The 16,023-nt window shown below is 71.2% G+C and carries 18 protein-coding genes; 10 read left to right on the top strand and 8 right to left on the bottom strand.

Annotation, left to right across the window (positions count from 1 at the left end):
* Positions 1-7: 7 nt before the first annotated feature.
* The 7 genes from ACIPXC_RS29785 to ACIPXC_RS29755 all read left to right on the top strand — a co-directional run bounded on the left by ACIPXC_RS29785 (position 8) and on the right by ACIPXC_RS29755 (position 3,333).
* Positions 8-280 (top strand): hypothetical protein, encoded by a 273-nt coding sequence (locus tag ACIPXC_RS29785; RefSeq protein WP_401624267.1) that lies wholly within the window; start codon positions 8-10, stop codon positions 278-280.
* Between the two features lie 277 nt (positions 281-557).
* The gene (locus ACIPXC_RS29780) at positions 558-743 is read left to right on the top strand and encodes a DUF397 domain-containing protein (protein ID WP_401624265.1); all 186 of its coding nucleotides are present in this window, start codon (positions 558-560) and stop codon (positions 741-743) included.
* Between the two features lie 84 nt (positions 744-827).
* A complete protein-coding gene (locus ACIPXC_RS29775; protein WP_401624263.1) occupies positions 828-1,412 on the top strand; it encodes a hypothetical protein in 585 nt (194 codons plus the stop codon).
* Between the two features lie 86 nt (positions 1,413-1,498).
* The gene (locus tag ACIPXC_RS29770; protein WP_030961778.1) at positions 1,499-1,666 is read left to right on the top strand and encodes a hypothetical protein; all 168 of its coding nucleotides are present in this window, start codon (positions 1,499-1,501) and stop codon (positions 1,664-1,666) included.
* 111 nt (positions 1,667-1,777) lie between these two features.
* Positions 1,778-2,290 carry a BlaI/MecI/CopY family transcriptional regulator gene (locus tag ACIPXC_RS29765; protein ID WP_401624261.1) on the top strand — a complete coding sequence of 171 codons (513 nt, stop codon included), beginning with the start codon at positions 1,778-1,780 and terminating at the stop codon, positions 2,288-2,290.
* Between the two features lie 11 nt (positions 2,291-2,301).
* Positions 2,302-2,832 (top strand): amino-acid N-acetyltransferase, encoded by a 531-nt coding sequence (locus ACIPXC_RS29760; protein WP_401624259.1) that lies wholly within the window; start codon positions 2,302-2,304, stop codon positions 2,830-2,832.
* 165 nt (positions 2,833-2,997) lie between these two features.
* A complete protein-coding gene (locus ACIPXC_RS29755) occupies positions 2,998-3,333 on the top strand; it encodes an Lsr2 family protein (RefSeq protein ID WP_401624257.1) in 336 nt (111 codons plus the stop codon).
* Here ACIPXC_RS29755 and ACIPXC_RS29750 read toward each other — a convergent pair.
* On the bottom strand, positions 3,312-3,884 hold the full coding sequence (locus ACIPXC_RS29750; RefSeq protein WP_401624255.1) for an SCO3374 family protein: 573 nt from the start codon (positions 3,882-3,884) through the stop codon (positions 3,312-3,314). The genes ACIPXC_RS29755 and ACIPXC_RS29750 overlap by 22 nt on opposite strands.
* Before the next feature lie 462 nt (positions 3,885-4,346).
* Between ACIPXC_RS29750 and ACIPXC_RS29745 the strand changes: the two genes are divergently transcribed.
* Both ACIPXC_RS29745 and ACIPXC_RS29740 read left to right on the top strand, forming a co-directional pair.
* On the top strand, positions 4,347-6,872 hold the full coding sequence (locus ACIPXC_RS29745; protein WP_350989765.1) for an ATP-dependent Clp protease ATP-binding subunit: 2,526 nt from the start codon (positions 4,347-4,349) through the stop codon (positions 6,870-6,872).
* Positions 6,873-7,360: 488 nt separating this feature from the next.
* On the top strand, positions 7,361-7,942 hold the full coding sequence (locus ACIPXC_RS29740) for a M23 family metallopeptidase (protein ID WP_401624253.1): 582 nt from the start codon (positions 7,361-7,363) through the stop codon (positions 7,940-7,942).
* Between the two features lie 126 nt (positions 7,943-8,068).
* On the opposite strand, the gene ACIPXC_RS29735 is transcribed toward ACIPXC_RS29740, so the two are convergent.
* The 7 genes from ACIPXC_RS29735 to ACIPXC_RS29705 form a co-directional block, all read right to left on the bottom strand.
* A complete protein-coding gene (locus ACIPXC_RS29735; protein ID WP_401624251.1) occupies positions 8,069-9,208 on the bottom strand; it encodes a LamG-like jellyroll fold domain-containing protein in 1,140 nt (379 codons plus the stop codon).
* Between the two features lie 192 nt (positions 9,209-9,400).
* Positions 9,401-10,741 carry a two-component system sensor histidine kinase CseC gene (gene cseC, locus ACIPXC_RS29730; protein ID WP_401624249.1) on the bottom strand — a complete coding sequence of 447 codons (1,341 nt, stop codon included), beginning with the start codon at positions 10,739-10,741 and terminating at the stop codon, positions 9,401-9,403.
* The gene (gene cseB / locus ACIPXC_RS29725; protein ID WP_401624247.1) at positions 10,738-11,451 is read right to left on the bottom strand and encodes a two-component system response regulator CseB; all 714 of its coding nucleotides are present in this window, start codon (positions 11,449-11,451) and stop codon (positions 10,738-10,740) included. The genes cseC and cseB overlap by 4 nt, the downstream gene beginning before the upstream one ends.
* A gap of 34 nt (positions 11,452-11,485) precedes the next feature.
* On the bottom strand, positions 11,486-12,124 hold the full coding sequence (locus ACIPXC_RS29720) for a hypothetical protein (RefSeq protein ID WP_401624338.1): 639 nt from the start codon (positions 12,122-12,124) through the stop codon (positions 11,486-11,488).
* A gap of 65 nt (positions 12,125-12,189) precedes the next feature.
* Complete coding sequence (locus tag ACIPXC_RS29715) at positions 12,190-12,756, bottom strand: SigE family RNA polymerase sigma factor (RefSeq protein WP_030763752.1); 567 nt, start codon at positions 12,754-12,756, stop codon at positions 12,190-12,192.
* Between the two features lie 274 nt (positions 12,757-13,030).
* Positions 13,031-14,056 (bottom strand): A/G-specific adenine glycosylase, encoded by a 1,026-nt coding sequence (locus tag ACIPXC_RS29710; RefSeq protein WP_401624245.1) that lies wholly within the window; start codon positions 14,054-14,056, stop codon positions 13,031-13,033.
* Positions 14,053-14,706, bottom strand: coding sequence for a phosphatase PAP2 family protein (locus tag ACIPXC_RS29705; protein ID WP_401624243.1), 654 nt, complete (start codon positions 14,704-14,706; stop codon positions 14,053-14,055). The genes ACIPXC_RS29710 and ACIPXC_RS29705 overlap by 4 nt, the downstream gene beginning before the upstream one ends.
* Before the next feature lie 160 nt (positions 14,707-14,866).
* Here ACIPXC_RS29705 and ACIPXC_RS29700 point away from each other — a divergent pair, with 160 nt between their 5' ends.
* Complete coding sequence (locus ACIPXC_RS29700; protein WP_401624241.1) at positions 14,867-15,673, top strand: hypothetical protein; 807 nt, start codon at positions 14,867-14,869, stop codon at positions 15,671-15,673.
* Positions 15,674-16,023: the final 350 nt, after the last annotated feature.

Genomic DNA, 16,023 nt, shown 5'->3' with positions numbered 1-16,023 from the left:
CTAGCCCGTGGGGCTCTTGGCCGACCGGGGACGAGCGGCGAGGATCAGGGGCCATGAGCGACAGCAACGACGAAACGCGGCGCGACGACCGGCTCGTGGCGGCCTGACGGACGCGGGCCTGCGGCAGGCGGAGGAGACCGGCACGGTCCTCTTCCGCCGCTGGTCGGCCGGGGGCCCGCCCGGCCTCGCGGTGACCGAGCTGGACATCGCCGAGCCGGGCCTGTCCGGGACGGAATCCGACGTCCAGGAAGCGGTTTCGGCCTTCGTGGCCCGCATCTGAACGCCCGCCTGCGGGGGCGGGCACCGGCCGTCGCGCACCGCGTCCGACGCCGCCCCGGGGGCCGGAAACAGCCACGCCGCGGCCCGTCGGCGCGGGCCCGGACGGCGTCCGCCGAACGGTCGCGGGCCTGCGACGGGCCGGTGCCGCCGTGTACCACCCGCACCCCCGGAGGGAAGCGGCGACACACCGAATTGCGTGAAAGTCGCCGGTGGGGACCGGCCGCGGAGTTACCGTCCCTTGACCGCACTTACCGGCCACCGTGCCCGGAGGAGACACCATGACCGCTCAGCCCACGTGGCGGAAGTCCTCGTTCTGCGGCGACGGAGACGCCTGCGTCTACGTCGCCGTCACCCCCGGAGCCCTCGTCAAGGTCGCCGACCGCGTCGACCCCGCCCACCTGGTCCTGGCCACGACCCAGGCCGCCTGGACGGACTTCCTGCACGCCGTCAAGGAGAACGGCTGAGGTTCGGCGCGGGGTCCGCCCGCGCCGCGCCGCAGCCACCCCTCTTAAGGGGATTTTGTCCGATTAGCGCGTATCTTCGGGCCCATGCCCACGCCCTACGGATCCCGCGGCGGCATGGCGTTCAGCGCCGCTGAGCTGCACGTGCTCAGGCGTTCGCTCGCCCACGCCCTTCAGTCCTCCTCGGCCCCCCTGGCGGCCGAGGAGGTCCAGGACTGCCTGCACCTCGCGCAGTCGGTGGACGAAGCGGTCCGGGAGGCGGGCCGGCTCAGAGCCTTCGTCCTGGACGATCTGGCCCGCTACCGCGGCGCCCTGCCCGGCAGCCTCCCCGGCTACCTGGCACTGCTCCGGGAGGCCCTCGCCACCGGCTACGAGCCGGTCCCCGACGACCTCGCGGCCCTGCGCGCGCTCCGGGCCGACCCGGCCGCCGCCGCGCTGCTGGAGCGGGCCCGGGCGGTCGCGGAGCGATCCGTACGGCGCCGCCTGACCACGGCCCCCGCGCCCCGCACGCGCCTGCTGACCCTGGCGGGCGGCCGGGCGGAGCCGCCGCGGCCGGCGCCCGCGCCCAAGGAACGCCCGCGCCCCGAGCGGCCGGTCCCCACCCCCGGCGAGGTCTTCCCGCCGCGCCGCAAGCCCACCGCGCCCCCGGCGTCCGGGCTCGCCGTCGTGTGAGCGCCTCCGGGCGGTCCGGGTGGCGGGGCGGGACCCACCCCTCACCCACCCGGACCGGACCGGGCGCGGGTGGCTAGGCTGGGGGCATGGACTACGTCTCCGCGCTCGTGCCCCCCTTCGTGATGGCCGCGTTCTTCATCGCCCTCGTCGTGACGATCGTGAAGAGCCAGGGCGGCTCCAACAAGTCCAAGGAGGACGCGGCGGTCGACGCCGTGATCGCCCGGGCCGAAGCCACCCGCCAGCAGCAGAACTAGCCGCGCGGGCGTACGGGTACGGACCGTGCGCCCGATTTTGTGGCGCGTTGCCGGGTGAATAGTCGGGCAATTCCGCACAACCCGCACTATCGTGCTGGTGTGCCTCGCCCCTTGGGAGAACTCGAAGACGCCGTGATGACGCGGGTGTGGCAGTGGAACCGCCCGGTCACCGTTCGCGAAGTCCTGGAAGACCTCCAGCAGGAACGGTCCATCGCGTACACCACGGTCATGACCGTTATGGACAATCTCCATCAGAAGGGCTGGGTCCGCCGGGAAGCCGAAGGCCGCGCCTATCGATATACCGCGGTCTCCACCCGCGCCGCCTACTCGGCCGCACTGATGAACGAAGCCTGGTCGACGAGCGACAACCCCGCCGCCGCTCTCGTCGCCTTCTTCGGCATGATGTCCGCGGAACAGCGCGAAGCCCTCCGGGACGCCGTCCGGGTCGTTCAGCACGACGACGAGTCCGCCACGGAGACCCCCGCGGAAGCCCGTACGGAAGCCCGTACGGAAGCCCCCACCGAAGTCTCCACCGAAGTCTCCACCGAACCCCCCACCGAAGTCTCCGCGCCGCCCGAGGCCGAGGGGGAGTCCGCCGGGCCCCCGACGCCGCCGGAGCGATAGCGTCCGCAGCCATGGGAGAGTTTTCCTCTGCACACGCAGAAACAGTGACGATCCGCCGTGCCCGCACACGCGATGTTCCCGCGCTGCGCCGCCTGCTCGACCAGTACGTGCAGCAGCGGATCCTGCTCGACAAAGCACCGGTCGTCCTTTACGAGGACATCCAGGAGTTCTGGGTCGCGGAACGCGACTCCGATGCACAGGTGGTGGGCTGCGGTGCACTCCACGTGATGTGGGAAGACCTGGCCGAAGTGCGCACTCTCGCGGTGGACCGCGACCTGAAGGGCGCCGGCGTGGGCCATCGGGTGCTGCAGCAGTTGTTGAGTACAGCCCGTACGCTCGGGGTGAGCCGGGTTTTCTGCCTCACCTTCGAAGTCGAGTTCTTCGCGAAGCACGGCTTCGTCGAGATCGGCGAGACCCCGGTCGACACCGATGTCTACATGGAGCTCTTGCGTTCCTATGACGAGGGCGTCGCCGAGTTCCTCGGTCTCGAACGAGTGAAGCCGAACACCTTGGGCAACAGCCGGATGCTTCTGCACCTCTGATCGATGGCCTCAGCTTTTCCGGTGCTCCGCGCACCTGTGGCCTATGTCCGAATCGCGCACGTTTCCCGCCTCGTTGCGGTCCTGAACCTCTCCCGGGGGGTTTGTGTTTTCCCGGGAAAAGCGGTTTCCTTTCCGCGTACTGCTTTTCGATGAAAGGAAATCCCGGTGGCACAGAAGGTTCAGGTCCTTCTTGTCGACGACCTCGACGGCGGCGAGGCGGACGAGACGGTGACGTTCGCTCTGGACGGCAAGACCTACGAGATCGACCTCACCACCGCCAACGCTGAAAAGCTCCGCGGTCTGCTCGACCCGTACACCAAGGGCGGCCGCCGTACCGGTGGCCGTGCCACCGCTGCCCGCGCCAAGGGCCGCGCCGCGGCGACCGGTAACCCCGACACGGCCGAGATCCGCGCGTGGGCCAAGGTGAACGGCTACAACGTCAACGACCGCGGCCGCGTTCCGGCCGAGATCCGCGAGGCCTACGAGAAGGCCAAGGGCTGACGGACCCCGTTCGTACGCCGGCCCAGGCGCGCCCGGTGGCATTCCGTCGCCGCCGCCGCGACCAGGCGTACGAGATCGGGCCCTGCGGCCCGCCCGGGGCCGGGCAGGGCCGGCAGCAGTGCCTCACACCCCTGCTCGGGGGGTCGCAGCCATACGGCGGCCCCCCGGGGGCTTCCTCCCGGGAGCCGTCCCGGGGGAGCCGGAGCGGTGATCCGCCCGCCCGCACCCAGGGCGGTCAGATCCAGGGCGACCCCGCCCCACTCCAGCCAGTCGAGCAGCCCGTCGAGCTCCTCCGCGCTCCCCGAGGCCACCAGGAACCGCATCCGGCGCCCCATCACGGCCACCGGACCCGTGGCGACCGGCCGGCGCAACAGCGCCGTCCCCGCGTCCGACGGCAGCTCCAGCACGTCGAAGCCGACACCGGTCACGAGCTGGACCGGCGGCCCGCCCGTGACGGTCCAGCCGAGCACCTTCCCGTACCAGGCGGCGCAGGCGTCCTCCTCGGGCGCGACGCGGGGCGGCGGGACGGTCGGCAGGACGGTTGCGGCCATACCCGGAGCAACTGCAGAAACGCTTCGGGGTTACGGTGGATGTGACGTTCCGCACGCGAAGATGTGCGGAACGTAAACGTCCGCGGTGGTGGAGTCCCACATTCGAGACGGAACTCTGTTCGCCCTCAGCGGAGGGAACCGGCGTCACCGGCATGGAGTGTCAGCCCTTACGGGTAAGACATTCCTAGTGGATCGGGGCGACACGCTGATTTGACCGGCTTCCGTTCGCCGTCGGCGTACACGCATGACGGGTATCTGCCTGGCCTGCGGGAACATCGTCTCGCACCATCGAGTTGGAGCAGTTGTCGGCTCTTCAAGCCGGTTTTCCCGCTGATGCAGGGGTGAGCCGTGGACGGATGTCGGCAGTTGGAATGAGCTGTCCCGCCCCACGGGACTAGCATGCGGAAGGACAGGGCGGGGACCGACCCCGAACTGCCCGACCGCTCTGAGGAGCGATAAACGATGTTCGAGAGGTTCACCGACCGCGCGCGGCGGGTTGTCGTCCTGGCTCAGGAAGAAGCCCGGATGCTCAACCACAACTACATCGGCACCGAGCACATCCTCCTGGGCTTGATCCACGAGGGTGAGGGTGTCGCCGCTAAGGCCCTGGAGAGCCTCGGGATTTCGCTCGAGGCTGTTCGCCAGCAGGTTGAGGAGATCATCGGTCAGGGGCAGCAGGCCCCGTCCGGCCACATCCCCTTCACCCCGCGGGCGAAGAAGGTCCTGGAGCTTTCGCTCCGAGAGGCCCTCCAGCTCGGCCACAACTACATCGGCACCGAGCACATCCTGCTCGGCCTGATCCGCGAGGGCGAGGGCGTCGCCGCCCAGGTCCTCGTGAAGCTGGGCGCCGATCTCAACCGAGTCCGGCAGCAGGTCATCCAGCTGCTCTCCGGCTACACCGGCGGGGGCAAGGAGTCGGCCACGGCCGGCGGCCCGGCCGAGGGCACCCCCTCGACCTCCCTCGTCCTGGACCAGTTCGGCCGCAACCTCACCCAGGCTGCCCGCGAATCCAAGCTCGACCCGGTCATCGGGCGCGAGAAGGAGATCGAGCGGGTCATGCAGGTGCTGTCCCGCCGTACGAAGAACAACCCGGTCCTCATCGGCGAGCCCGGCGTCGGCAAGACCGCCGTCGTCGAGGGCCTGGCCCAGGCCATCGTCAAGGGCGAGGTCCCCGAGACCCTCAAGGACAAGCACCTCTACACGCTTGACCTCGGCGCCCTGGTCGCCGGCTCCCGCTACCGCGGTGACTTCGAGGAGCGCCTGAAGAAGGTGCTCAAGGAGATCCGCACCCGCGGCGACATCATCCTGTTCATCGACGAGCTCCACACCCTCGTGGGTGCGGGTGCCGCCGAGGGCGCGATCGACGCCGCCAGCATCCTCAAGCCCATGCTGGCCCGTGGTGAGCTCCAGACCATCGGTGCCACGACGCTCGACGAGTACCGCAAGCACCTTGAGAAGGACGCGGCCCTCGAACGCCGTTTCCAGCCGATCCAGGTGGCGGAGCCTTCCCTCCCCCACACGATCGAGATCCTCAAGGGCCTGCGCGACCGCTACGAGGCCCACCACCGCGTCTCCATCACGGACGAGGCCCTCGTCCAGGCGGCGACGCTGGCCGACCGGTACATCTCGGACCGCTTCCTCCCGGACAAGGCGATCGACCTGATCGACGAGGCCGGCTCCCGGATGCGCATCCGCCGGATGACCGCGCCGCCGGACCTCCGCGAGTTCGACGAGAAGATCGCGGGCGTGCGCCGGGACAAGGAGTCGGCCATCGACTCCCAGGACTTCGAGAAGGCGGCTTCCCTCCGCGACAAGGAGAAGCAGCTGCTCGCGGCGAAGACCAAGCGCGAGAAGGAATGGAAGGCCGGCGACATGGACGTCGTCGCCGAGGTCGACGGCGAGCTCATCGCCGAGGTCCTCGCGACCGCGACCGGCATTCCCGTCTTCAAGCTCACCGAGGAGGAGTCCTCGCGACTGCTCCGCATGGAGGACGAGCTCCACCGCCGGGTCATCGGCCAGAAGGACGCCATCAAGGCGCTCTCCCAGGCGATCCGTCGTACCCGTGCGGGTCTGAAGGACCCGAAGCGCCCGGGTGGCTCGTTCATCTTCGCCGGCCCGTCCGGTGTCGGTAAGACCGAGCTCTCCAAGACGCTCGCCGAATTCCTCTTCGGCGACGAGGACGCGCTGATCTCCCTCGACATGTCGGAGTTCAGCGAGAAGCACACGGTTTCCCGCCTCTTCGGCTCGCCCCCCGGTTACGTGGGCTACGAAGAGGGCGGCCAGCTCACCGAGAAGGTGCGCCGCAAGCCGTTCTCCGTCGTCCTCTTCGACGAGGTCGAGAAGGCCCACCCGGATATCTTCAATTCCCTTCTCCAGATCCTGGAGGACGGTCGCCTGACCGACTCCCAGGGCCGGGTCGTGGACTTCAAGAACACGGTCATCATCATGACGACCAACCTGGGCACCCGGGACATCTCGAAGGGCTTCAACCTGGGCTTCGCGGCGCAGGGCGACACGAAGACCGGCTACGAGCGGATGAAGGCGAAGGTCAACGAAGAGCTCAAGCAGCACTTCCGGCCCGAGTTCCTGAACCGTGTCGACGACACGGTCGTCTTCCACCAGCTCACCGAGGAAGACATCATCCAGATCGTCGACCTGATGATCGCCAAGGTCGACGAGCGCCTCAAGGACCGCGACATGGGCATCGAGCTGAGCGGCGACGCGAAGCTCCTGCTCGCCAAGCGCGGCTACGACCCGATCCTGGGTGCCCGGCCGCTGCGCCGGACCATCCAGCGCGAGATCGAGGACGTGCTGTCGGAGAAGATCCTCTTCGGCGAGCTGCGCCCCGGCCACATCGTGGTCGTCGGCAAGGAGGGTGAGGGCGAGGAGGCCAAGTTCACCTTCCGCGGCGAGGAGAAGTCGGCGCTGCCCGACCTCCCCCCGATCGAGGCCACGGGCTCCGGCCCGGACCTGTCGAAGGGCGCGTAAGCGCGACTGAGCGGTAACAGGGGCGGCCCCGGGACTTCCGAGTCCCGGGGCCGCCCCTGTTGCTGCTCCTGCCCGTACGCCGCGCCGCGGGGCTCGATCCCGGCAGCGGGCCGGGCCGTGAGGCCGACGTACGCCGCGGCGGCTGGTGGGCGTAGCGCCAGTCACATTCGCACGGTTCCGAAGCGGTCGGTTCTGGGACGGGCCGGTGACAAGCGGCACAGAACAAATCGGACATACGACGGGGTTTCGTAGATCGAAAGGGCCCTGCGGAGGTCAGCGGAGTGGTCTCGCCCACGGTGAATCCTGTCAACGGGCCACGTCACCCCGCCGCGCCTACGAGCCCCGGTAGTAAACGGGGACGTTTGGGGATGTCCGGACATACGGGTTACCAAGGATGAGCCCACCCGGCACATGGCTGAGCGTGCCGGGTCACTTCATGCCCGAGACGGGCGTGATCGCCCTTGTCCCCGGCCCCGGAGGTCTGCTTTATGTCCGCGAAGCGCGTCATCACCCGTTCTACCCGTATCACCGTCGGCGCAACCCTCGGTGCTGTGCTGGCTCTCGGGGCCGGGACGACCGCCGCCTTCGCCGACGCCCCGCAGACGGTTCCCGCCGCCGCCGACGCCGCTGCCGCGGCGAAGAAGAAGGCCGGTCTCTGGGACAAGCCGCTGGAGAAGTACACGCTGTCCGCGACCTTCGGCAAGGGCGGCAGCATGTGGGCCCGCAAGCACTCCGGCCAGGACTTCGCCGTCCCGGTCGGCACCCCGGTCAACGCCGTGGCCGCCGGCGTCGTCGTCAAGGCCGGCCCGAACGGCGGCGGCGACGGCCCCGCGTACGGCAACGCCATCGTGATCAAGCACGCGAACAACACGTACTCGCAGTACGCGCACCTGTCGAAGATCCAGGTCAAGATCGGCCAGAAGGTCTCCGTCAAGCAGCGCATCGCCCTGTCGGGCAACACCGGCAACTCCAGCGGCCCGCACCTGCACTTCGAGATCCGCACCACCCCGAACTACGGCTCCGCCCTCAACCCGGTGGCCTTCCTGCGCACCAACGGCGTCAGCATCTGATCTGCGACCGATCCGCGACCGACGCGCGCGAGACCCTTTCACGACGACGCCGACCGGCCCACTGGGCCGGTCGGCGTCGTCGTACCCGTTCGCCGCCGGTCAGGTCCGGGTCAGGTCCGGGTCGGGTCAGGGCCAGGTGAGCAGCCAGGCGTGCGCCGGCTTCGGCTCCGGCGAGAGCTTGCCCTCCTTGTACCCGGCGGCCTGCTCCTGCGTGAAGGCCGCGTCGTACACCTTGATGTTGTGCAGGCCGCCCAGCCACGCCCCCGTCCAGATGTTGTGGTGCCGGGACCGGCCGAGCTGCATCGGGCCGGGGCCCTGCCAGATCCCCGGGACCGGCGTCTCGCCGGCCTTCTTGCCGTCCACGTAGAGGGCGATGGCCTTCTTCTCCGCGTCGTACGTGGCCATCAGCAGCGTCGGCGTCTTCAGGACGTTGAGCCCCTCGGCGGCGACGGTCCGCGTGGTCGCCTCGGCGCCCTTGTCGCCCGTCTGCACCCGGAAGATCCAGGCCTGCTTGCCGTTCACCTCGGTCACGCCGAGCTCGAAGGAGTAGGACTCCCCGTCGCCCTGGCTGATCGCGATCCGTGAGCCCTTGGCGGCGGAGTTGTAGACGCGCGCCGTGACCGTGAAGCTCTTGGTGACGTCGACGACGGGCTCGGCGGCCTGCCCCCACGCGGTCCCGTTGCCCTTGCCGAGGACCTGGAACCGCTCGCCCACGGGGGCGACCTTGAGGCCGGGGCCCATCCGGATGCCGATCTGCCCGTAGCTGTCGCGCAGCAGCCTGTCGTCACCCGCGACCGTGGCCGTATAGGGCATGGGCGACTTAGACCCATCCGGCGCGGCCGACGCCGAGGGCTGGGCGTTCGTCCCGTCCGCGGTGTCGCCCTGGCCGCTCATCAGGAAGAACGTTCCACCACCGGCCAGCAGCACCAGTGCGGTCGTCCCGCCGACCAGCACCCACCGCTTCTTCTTGCGTCGCGCCGCCTCGGAGCGGTCGGCCATGGCCTCCCAGTCGGGCTGCTCCGCCGCGCCGGGTGTGTCCGGACCGGCCAGCCTCGTGAGGCCCGGCCCGGCCGGGGCCGCGTCCTGCTGGTAGGGGTTCGGCTGCTGCCCGGGCTGCGGGTAGCCGTAGCCCTCGTGTGCGGCCGGGTAGCCGTAGCCGTAGCCGTAGCCGTTCTGGGCGGGCGGTCCCGGAGGGAACCCGTATCCGCCGCTGCCGGGGGCGGGTTCGGGCTGCGGGCTGCTCGGGGGATACGTGCCGTCGGTCATGAGAGGGAGCCTAGGACACGCACCCGTGGACGGGTACGGCCCGGTACCCGTCGGCCCGGTCCGCCGGTCCGGTACCAGCCGGTCCGGTACCCGCCGGCCCGGTATCCGCCGGTCCGGTGTCCGTCGGTCGGGTACCCGTCGGTCCGGTGCCCGTCGGCCCCGTACCGGGGCCGACGGCGGCATGCCCCCGCGTCAGCCCGGCGGCAGCTTCAGGACCGGGAAGCTGCCCGTCGCCGTCGGCGCGTGCTCCGGCAGCCACAGCACCGCGACCGCTCCGGCCGCCGCGCCGACGGGCGTGCCCGCCGCCGTCACCGAGCGGTCCGGCACCCCGGGAGCTGCCACGTTGCGGAAGGTCAGCCGGGCGCCCAGCACCCGCGCCTGACCCTCCGCGATGGTCAGCCCCAGCCCGTGCCCCACACCGGCGCGGTCCGTCGACCCGGTACGGAACCGGCTCGGCCCCTCGCGCAGCAGTGCCTCGGGGAAGCCCGGCCCGTGGTCGCGTACCCGCACCACCCGTCCCTCGACGTCGACCTGGACCGGCGGCCGCCCGTACCGGGCGGCGTTGGCGAGCAGGTTGCCCAGGATCCGCTCCAGCCGGCGCGGATCGGTGCTGACGATCTCGTCCGCGACGATCCGTACGGTCGCCTCCGGCATCAGCACCTTCACGCGCCGGCTCACGAACTCGCCCAGCGCCACCTCCTGGAGCTCCGCCCGCTCCGAGGCGCTGTCCAGCCGGGCCACCTCCAGCACGTCCTCGACCAGCGCGCGCAGCGCCTGCGCGCGGTCGCGGACCAGCTCCGTGGGCCGCCCCGGGGGCAGCAGTTCCGCGGCGGTGAGCAGACCCGTCACCGGGGTCCGCAGCTCGTGCGCGATGTCCGCGGTCACCCGCTGCTCGGCCTCCAGCCGCTGCTGCAGGGCATCGGCCATGGCGTCCACGGCCCGGGCGAGGTCGTCCGTCTCGTCGCGGACGACACCGCCGACCGCGTCCCGTACCCGTACGTCGGGATCACCGTGCGCCACCCGCTGCGCGGCGGCGGCCGCCTTGCGCAGCCGGCGCGAGATCTGGCCGCCGATGAGGACGCCGAGCGCCGATCCGCCGATGACGGCGGCGAGTCCGCCGACGACCAGCGCCCGGTCGAGGTCGGGGAGCAGGTCAGCGCTCTCCCGGAAGGGCGTGTGCAGCGACAGCACCTGGCCGTTGCCGAGCGGTACGGCGGCCCACACCTCGGGCACTCCGTGCCGGCGCTCCTGGATGTACGTCCCGCGCCGCCCCGACTGCGCCTGCTGCCGGAGTTCGGCGGGCAGTTCGGGATCGTTGAGCTTGGCCCCCATCGGGGGCTTGCGCCCGGCCTCGGCGTTGCGGGAGATGAACTGCACGCGCTCCAGCTGGACTTCGCGTGCGCTGCCCAGCATCGACACGCGGGCGGCGCTGTGCACCACCAGACTCAGCGCGATCGTCACGAGGGCGCCCACGGCGGCGATGGCGAGTGCGATCTTCCAGCGGATCCCCGTGCGGAGGGTGAACCGTCTCATGCTTTCAGCTTGTATCCGAAGCCCCGGACCGTTTCGATCCGGTCCTGCCCGATCTTGGTGCGCAGCCGCTGGACGTGGACGTCCACGACGCGGGTGTCGCCGCCCCAGTCGTAGTCCCAGACCCGCTCCAGGAGCCGGTCGCGCGACAGGACGGTGCCGGGCGCGGAGGAGAACTCCAGCAGCAGCCGCATCTCCGTCGGCGTCAGTGCCACGTTGGCGCCCGACCTGCGGACCTCCATGCCCTCGGTGTCCACTTCCAGGTCGCCGAAGGAGAGCACCCCGCGCTCGCCGTCCGGGCCGTGGTCGGGGGTGCCCGGGCCGCCGTTCTGCGCGCCGCCGGAGTGGTCGAAACGGCGCAGCACGGCGCGGATCCGGGCGACGAGTACGGAACCGTCGAAGGGCTTGGTGACGTAGTCGTCGGCGCCCGCCTCCAGGCCGAGCACCACGTCGATGGAGTCGGCGCGCGCCGACAGCATGATGACGGGGACGGTGGACTCGTCGCGGATGCGGCGGCACAGGCTCACGCCGTCCATGCCCGGCACCATCACGTCCAGCAGGGCGATGTCGGGCCGGCGCGCGCGGAAGGACTCAAGGCCGGACAGGCCGTCGGGCATGGCCGTGACCACGAACCCGTCGCGCTCCAGCGCCAGGGTCGTGGCCTCACGGATGACGTCGTCGTCCTCCACGAACAGGACATGGGTCTCGGCCATGCGCAAGCCTCGCCTCGTTCTTCTTGCTCAGTGCTCAGTTCTTCTGACTCGTGGCCGGGGCGGGCTGGACGCCGCCGTCGACCACGCTGCTGTACTCCGTGTGCACCCGGTCCTGCTCGGTGAACTTCTCCCCGTTCCAGCGGTACGTGATCACGTCCTCGCCCGACGGATAGGCGAGCGCGTCGCTCTTTCCGTAGACCTGCTTGGTGACCACCAGGTCGCCCCGGTCGATCTCCGCGTAGACGGGTGGCTGTTCGTCGGAGAACACATTCTCGTACGAGCCGCCGTCCGCCCGGTACACGTAGGAGCCGCGGCCGAGTGCATCGGCGCAGGACAGGACGTTCACGACGACGTCCGCCACCGGGCCGCCGGTGACCCTGCCGTAACTCACGTCCACCGGGTACTCCTTGCCCGTGCAGGGCTTGAGGTCCCGCTTGACCTCGGAGCTGACCTTCGGGTCCGCCATGATCAGCGCGACCGGGTCCACCTTCTTCAGGGGAGTGCCGGACGCGGACGACGAGTCCGAGGAGGACTCGGAGGACGAGCCGGACGGCGCGGTCCTGGCGACGGTGTCGGTGCGGGCGGGGCCGCCGTCGCGCAGGCCGGTGCCGCCGGTGGCGCAACCGACCGCGAACACGGCTGTGCCGACGAGGACGATCGTCCCCGCCGACACCAGCACCAGACCGCCCCTTCCCCCGAACGAGGGGGGAGAGCTCCTGCTGTTGAGATCCTGGCCGTTCAGGCCGCGCACCGCTCACGCCCCTCGTACCGCATGGTGTGGTCCCCGCGTTCCAGCGCACGCATGTCCAGGTCCCGGCTCTCCAGCTCCTGCCGGAGGCGGGCCAGGGCGCGGTGCAGAGTGCTCTTCACGGTTCCCGCCGACATTCCGAGCGCCGCGGCCGTCTCCTCGGTGCTCATCTGCTCCCAGTGTCGCAGGACGACCACACTGCGCTGCTTGGGCGCGAGCACCTTGAGGATGTCCATCAGCAGGGCGCGGTCGGCGCGCTGGTCGGAGCCGTCCTCGACGGACGCGTCGGGGAGCTGCTCGGTGGGGACCTCTTCGAGCTTGCGGGCGCGCCACCACTCGGTCCGAGTGTTGATCATGACGCGGCGGAGGTAGGCGTCGGCGAGCGACTTGTCCGCGATCCCGTCCCAGCGGCCGTAGGTGCGCACGAGGGCCGTCTGGAGGAGGTCCTGGGCGTCGGTGGGGTCCGGAACCAGCCGCCGGGCACTGCGCAGCAGGGCGTCCTGCCGTGTGCGTACGTACTCCTCGAACCCGAGCACCTCGCCATGCGCCTGCGCCATTTCAGACCGCCTCCGTTCCCGTCCGACCGCTCCACCGCTGTCTTGCGGGGACGACGGTACGGAGGCGTTGTCACGGGCCTGTGCGAGCCAGCCTTCGGTGGGAGCACGGACACCCATAGGTTGTGTAACAGTGCCCGTGAGCTGCGGTTTCCCGGCAACAAGCGGAACTGCTGACTCAGGTTCAGGGGCGGCTACGGGCGGTGGCGGGCCGGTGCACGGTCCGTTCCCGGACCGTCCCCGGTCCGGACGTGAACCCTCCCCGGCCGGCCGCCGGTCACGCCTGCGGCCGGCTCTGCGGGAGCCGGTAGAGGCCGCCGTCGAGGGGTTCCACCAGGCCGTCGGACACCAGCCCGTCGAGCGCGCGGGCCCGCTGCACCGGCTCGTTCCACACGGTGTCGAGCACGGCCTGCGGAACGGGGCCCATCGCCTCGCGCAGGACGGCCAGGAGCTTGCCGCGCACCTGCCGGTCGGTTCCGGCGTACGTCTGGCCGCGCCGCGGCGGCCCGTCGTGCGCGGGCTTTCCGGCCAGGCGCCACGCGCACAGCCCGGCCACCGGGCAGCGCGCGCAGTCCGGGTTCTTCGCGGTGCACACGAGCGCGCCGAGTTCCATCGAGGCCGCAGCCCAGCTGGCCGCCGTGCTCTCGTCCTCGGGCAGCAGCTCGCGGGCGAGGCGCCGCTCGGCGGCCGTGGTCGCGTTCGGCGGGTACTCGACCCCGGTGGCGGCGCGCGCGAAGACCCGCCGGACGTTGGTGTCGAGGACGGCGTGCCGCTGCCCGTACGCGAAGGAGGCCACCGCGGCGGCCGTGTACTCGCCCACCCCCGGCAGGGCGAGGAGCTGCGCGTGCTCCTGCGGTACGTCGCCCCCGTGCCGCTCCGTTATCGCGGCGGCCGCGCCGTGCAGCCGCAGGGCCCGGCGCGGGTAGCCGAGCCGCCCCCAGGCCCGTACGGCCTCACCGGGGGCCTCGGCGGCCAGGTCGGCGGGGCGGGGCCAACGGGCGAGCCACTGCTCGTAGACCGGCAGGACCCGGCTGACCGGGGTCTGCTGGAGCATGAACTCACTGACCATGACGCCCCAGGGGCCGGCCTCGGGGCGGCGCCAGGGCAGGTCGCGGGCGTGCTCCTCGAACCACGAGATGACGGGCGAGTGCAGCGCGTGGGCGGAGTCGGCGGACACGTCGCGACGCGCGTCGCGGGCCGCGGCGTCGGTCGTGCCCGCGGTGACGGCGTCGGTCGGGTCGGCGGTGACGGCGTCGGTCGTGCCGGCGGTCGTGTCGGGGGAGGGCGAGGGGGATGCAGTCATGGCATACGGCATCCTGGCATGTTTCGGACCTCGGGGGAGGACGCGTCGTCCGGTCCCGGCCCGGTCAGCAGCACGCCCGCCCGGATCCGTCCCGCCCGCACCGCGCGGACGGCGGACGCGGCCGGACCGGTGAGCGCGAGGACGAGCAGGGCGGCGACCGCCCCGCCCAGCAGCAGGCCCAGCGCCACGTCGTGCGGGTAGTGGACACCGACGAAGACGCGGGAGAAGGCCATCAGCAGCGCGAGCGGCACCACCAGTGGCGCGAGCCGGCGCGCGGCCATGACCAGGGCCACGGCGGCGGCACCCGCTATGGAGGCGTGGTTGCTGGGGAACGAGTGGTCTCCGGGCGGCGGGCACGCCACCAGGGAGGCGGCCGCACCGGCGACGGCGCGGCACGGCCGTTCCTCGTCCACGGTGGACTTCACGGTCTCCGACACGACGTAGGCGACGGCGGTGGCCACCGGCCCGAGGAGGGCGAGCGCCACCGCCCGGGCATCGCCCCGGCCGCGCGCCCGCCACCAGACGGCGGTGAGGAGCAGTCCGAAGAGCAGCAGGCCGTATCCCGTCCACAGCTCGAACGCCGACTGCACCCACACGGGTGCGGAGCGGGCGAAACCGGTGACGGCGCGGTAGAGGTCGGAGGTGTCCATGGTCACTGAACGTACCGAAACCGGATTAATCTCCATGTCAGCCCTTTGGCCGGTTCTCGATGTCTCCGCCCGTGCCCGCAGGATGATCATCGGCAAATCAAGTCCGTTGCGCGGCATGTGGGGCACTGATCGCGTCGCGAACTCTCGTAAAGTTCCCTCCGTGGGATCTCTGCGCAATCCGGTCGGGCCGCTCCCCTCCTCCATCTACTGGCGACGGAGGGCTGTGCTGGCGTCCGTCGTCGCGCTCCTCGCGCTCCTCGCCGTATGGACCGTCAGTTCCGGTGGAGGGAGGACGAGTACGAACGGAAAGGGCGAAGGCGGCCCCGATCCCGTCACCTCGATCACCCCGGGTCCGTCCGGTACGGGCCCCGCCATCAGCGCCGCCCCCGGCGGGCGCGCCGAATCCGGCGGCGGCGGGTCCGCAGGCTCCGGGGGCGGTTCCGGCGGCGGCACGGGCAAGAACGGCGAACCGGGCAACGGCTCCGGCGCGGGCGGCGGTTCGGGCCCCGCGAGCGGCGGCGGCACGGGCGGCCCGGCGGCGGTCCCGGCGGACTCCCCGCTGCCCACGTGCGCGACGAGCGCGCTCCAGTGGGAGGTCAAGAGCGCGAAGAACGAGTACGAGGCGAACGAGAAGCCCCGCCTCGAACTGGTCGCCCGCAATATCTCCGGAACCACCTGCAAGGTCGATCTCGGCCCGAAGCAGGCCGTCATGACCATCCTTCAGGCGAACGGCAACAAGGCGGTGTGGTCCTCGGCGGACTGCCCGACGGGCGCAGGCAACGCCTTCTTCCGCCTCCCGGCCCAGGGCGAGACCAGGTACGCGCTGGACTGGGACCGCAGGTTCAGCGCGGCCGACCAGTGCCAGACGCCTCCCGCGGGAACCGCCGCCCCGGACACCTACGTGGTCGAGGTCAAGTCCCCCGGCATGCCGGTCGCCCGCACCTCCTTCGTCCTCAAGCAGAACTGACCCCGGCGGCGGCGCCCCTGCCGAACGGGCCGGGCAGGCGAACGGTCGGCCGAGCAGAGCAGAGCAGGGCCGCAGGCCAGTGCGGTGGCCTTAACGGTTCACCGGGGCGCGGCGCCCGGACACGGCACCTCGCCGCGTTGTCGGACCATCGGACCACGCGAGTACGTCCGGTACGAGCCGCGGCCCTCCGCCGTGCGAGGCATGCGAGGCACCGCACAGAACACCGCGCCCCGGCCAACCTCTACGGCCACAGCACTAGGGCCTGTATTGAGTTGCCCCGCGGCGTCGCGACGCCCGGCACGCACCCTCGGCGCACGAGCCGAATGTCCTAGTAGCTCCGCTACGAGGAT

It is taken from the genome of Streptomyces sp. NPDC090021, assembly GCF_044748225.1.
Lineage (GTDB): Bacteria > Actinomycetota > Actinomycetes > Streptomycetales > Streptomycetaceae > Streptomyces.
Note: the sequence above shows the minus strand (reverse complement) of the source record. Positions and strands in the feature narration are given on the sequence as shown.

Bases quoted from the DNA above. Each gene is read 5' to 3' on its own strand.
- ACIPXC_RS29775 (WP_401624263.1), top strand. From the start codon at position 828: ATGCCCACGCCCTACGGATCCCGCGGCGGCATGGCGTTCAGCGCCGCT.
- ACIPXC_RS29735 (WP_401624251.1), bottom strand. From the start codon at position 9,208: ATGACCGACGGCACGTATCCCCCGAGCAGCCCGCAGCCCGAACCCGCC.
- cseB (WP_401624247.1), bottom strand. From the start codon at position 11,451: ATGGCCGAGACCCATGTCCTGTTCGTGGAGGACGACGACGTCATCCGT.
- ACIPXC_RS29770 (WP_030961778.1), top strand. From the start codon at position 1,499: ATGGACTACGTCTCCGCGCTCGTGCCCCCCTTCGTGATGGCCGCGTTC.
- ACIPXC_RS29760 (WP_401624259.1), top strand. From the start codon at position 2,302: ATGGGAGAGTTTTCCTCTGCACACGCAGAAACAGTGACGATCCGCCGT.
- ACIPXC_RS29710 (WP_401624245.1), bottom strand. From the start codon at position 14,056: ATGACTGCATCCCCCTCGCCCTCCCCCGACACGACCGCCGGCACGACC.
- ACIPXC_RS29740 (WP_401624253.1), top strand. From the start codon at position 7,361: ATGTCCGCGAAGCGCGTCATCACCCGTTCTACCCGTATCACCGTCGGC.
- ACIPXC_RS29745 (WP_350989765.1), top strand. From the start codon at position 4,347: ATGTTCGAGAGGTTCACCGACCGCGCGCGGCGGGTTGTCGTCCTGGCT.
- ACIPXC_RS29750 (WP_401624255.1), bottom strand. From the start codon at position 3,884: ATGGCCGCAACCGTCCTGCCGACCGTCCCGCCGCCCCGCGTCGCGCCC.
- ACIPXC_RS29780 (WP_401624265.1), top strand. From the start codon at position 558: ATGACCGCTCAGCCCACGTGGCGGAAGTCCTCGTTCTGCGGCGACGGA.
- cseC (WP_401624249.1), bottom strand. From the start codon at position 10,741: ATGAGACGGTTCACCCTCCGCACGGGGATCCGCTGGAAGATCGCACTC.
- ACIPXC_RS29705 (WP_401624243.1), bottom strand. From the start codon at position 14,706: ATGGACACCTCCGACCTCTACCGCGCCGTCACCGGTTTCGCCCGCTCC.
- ACIPXC_RS29715 (WP_030763752.1), bottom strand. From the start codon at position 12,756: ATGGCGCAGGCGCATGGCGAGGTGCTCGGGTTCGAGGAGTACGTACGC.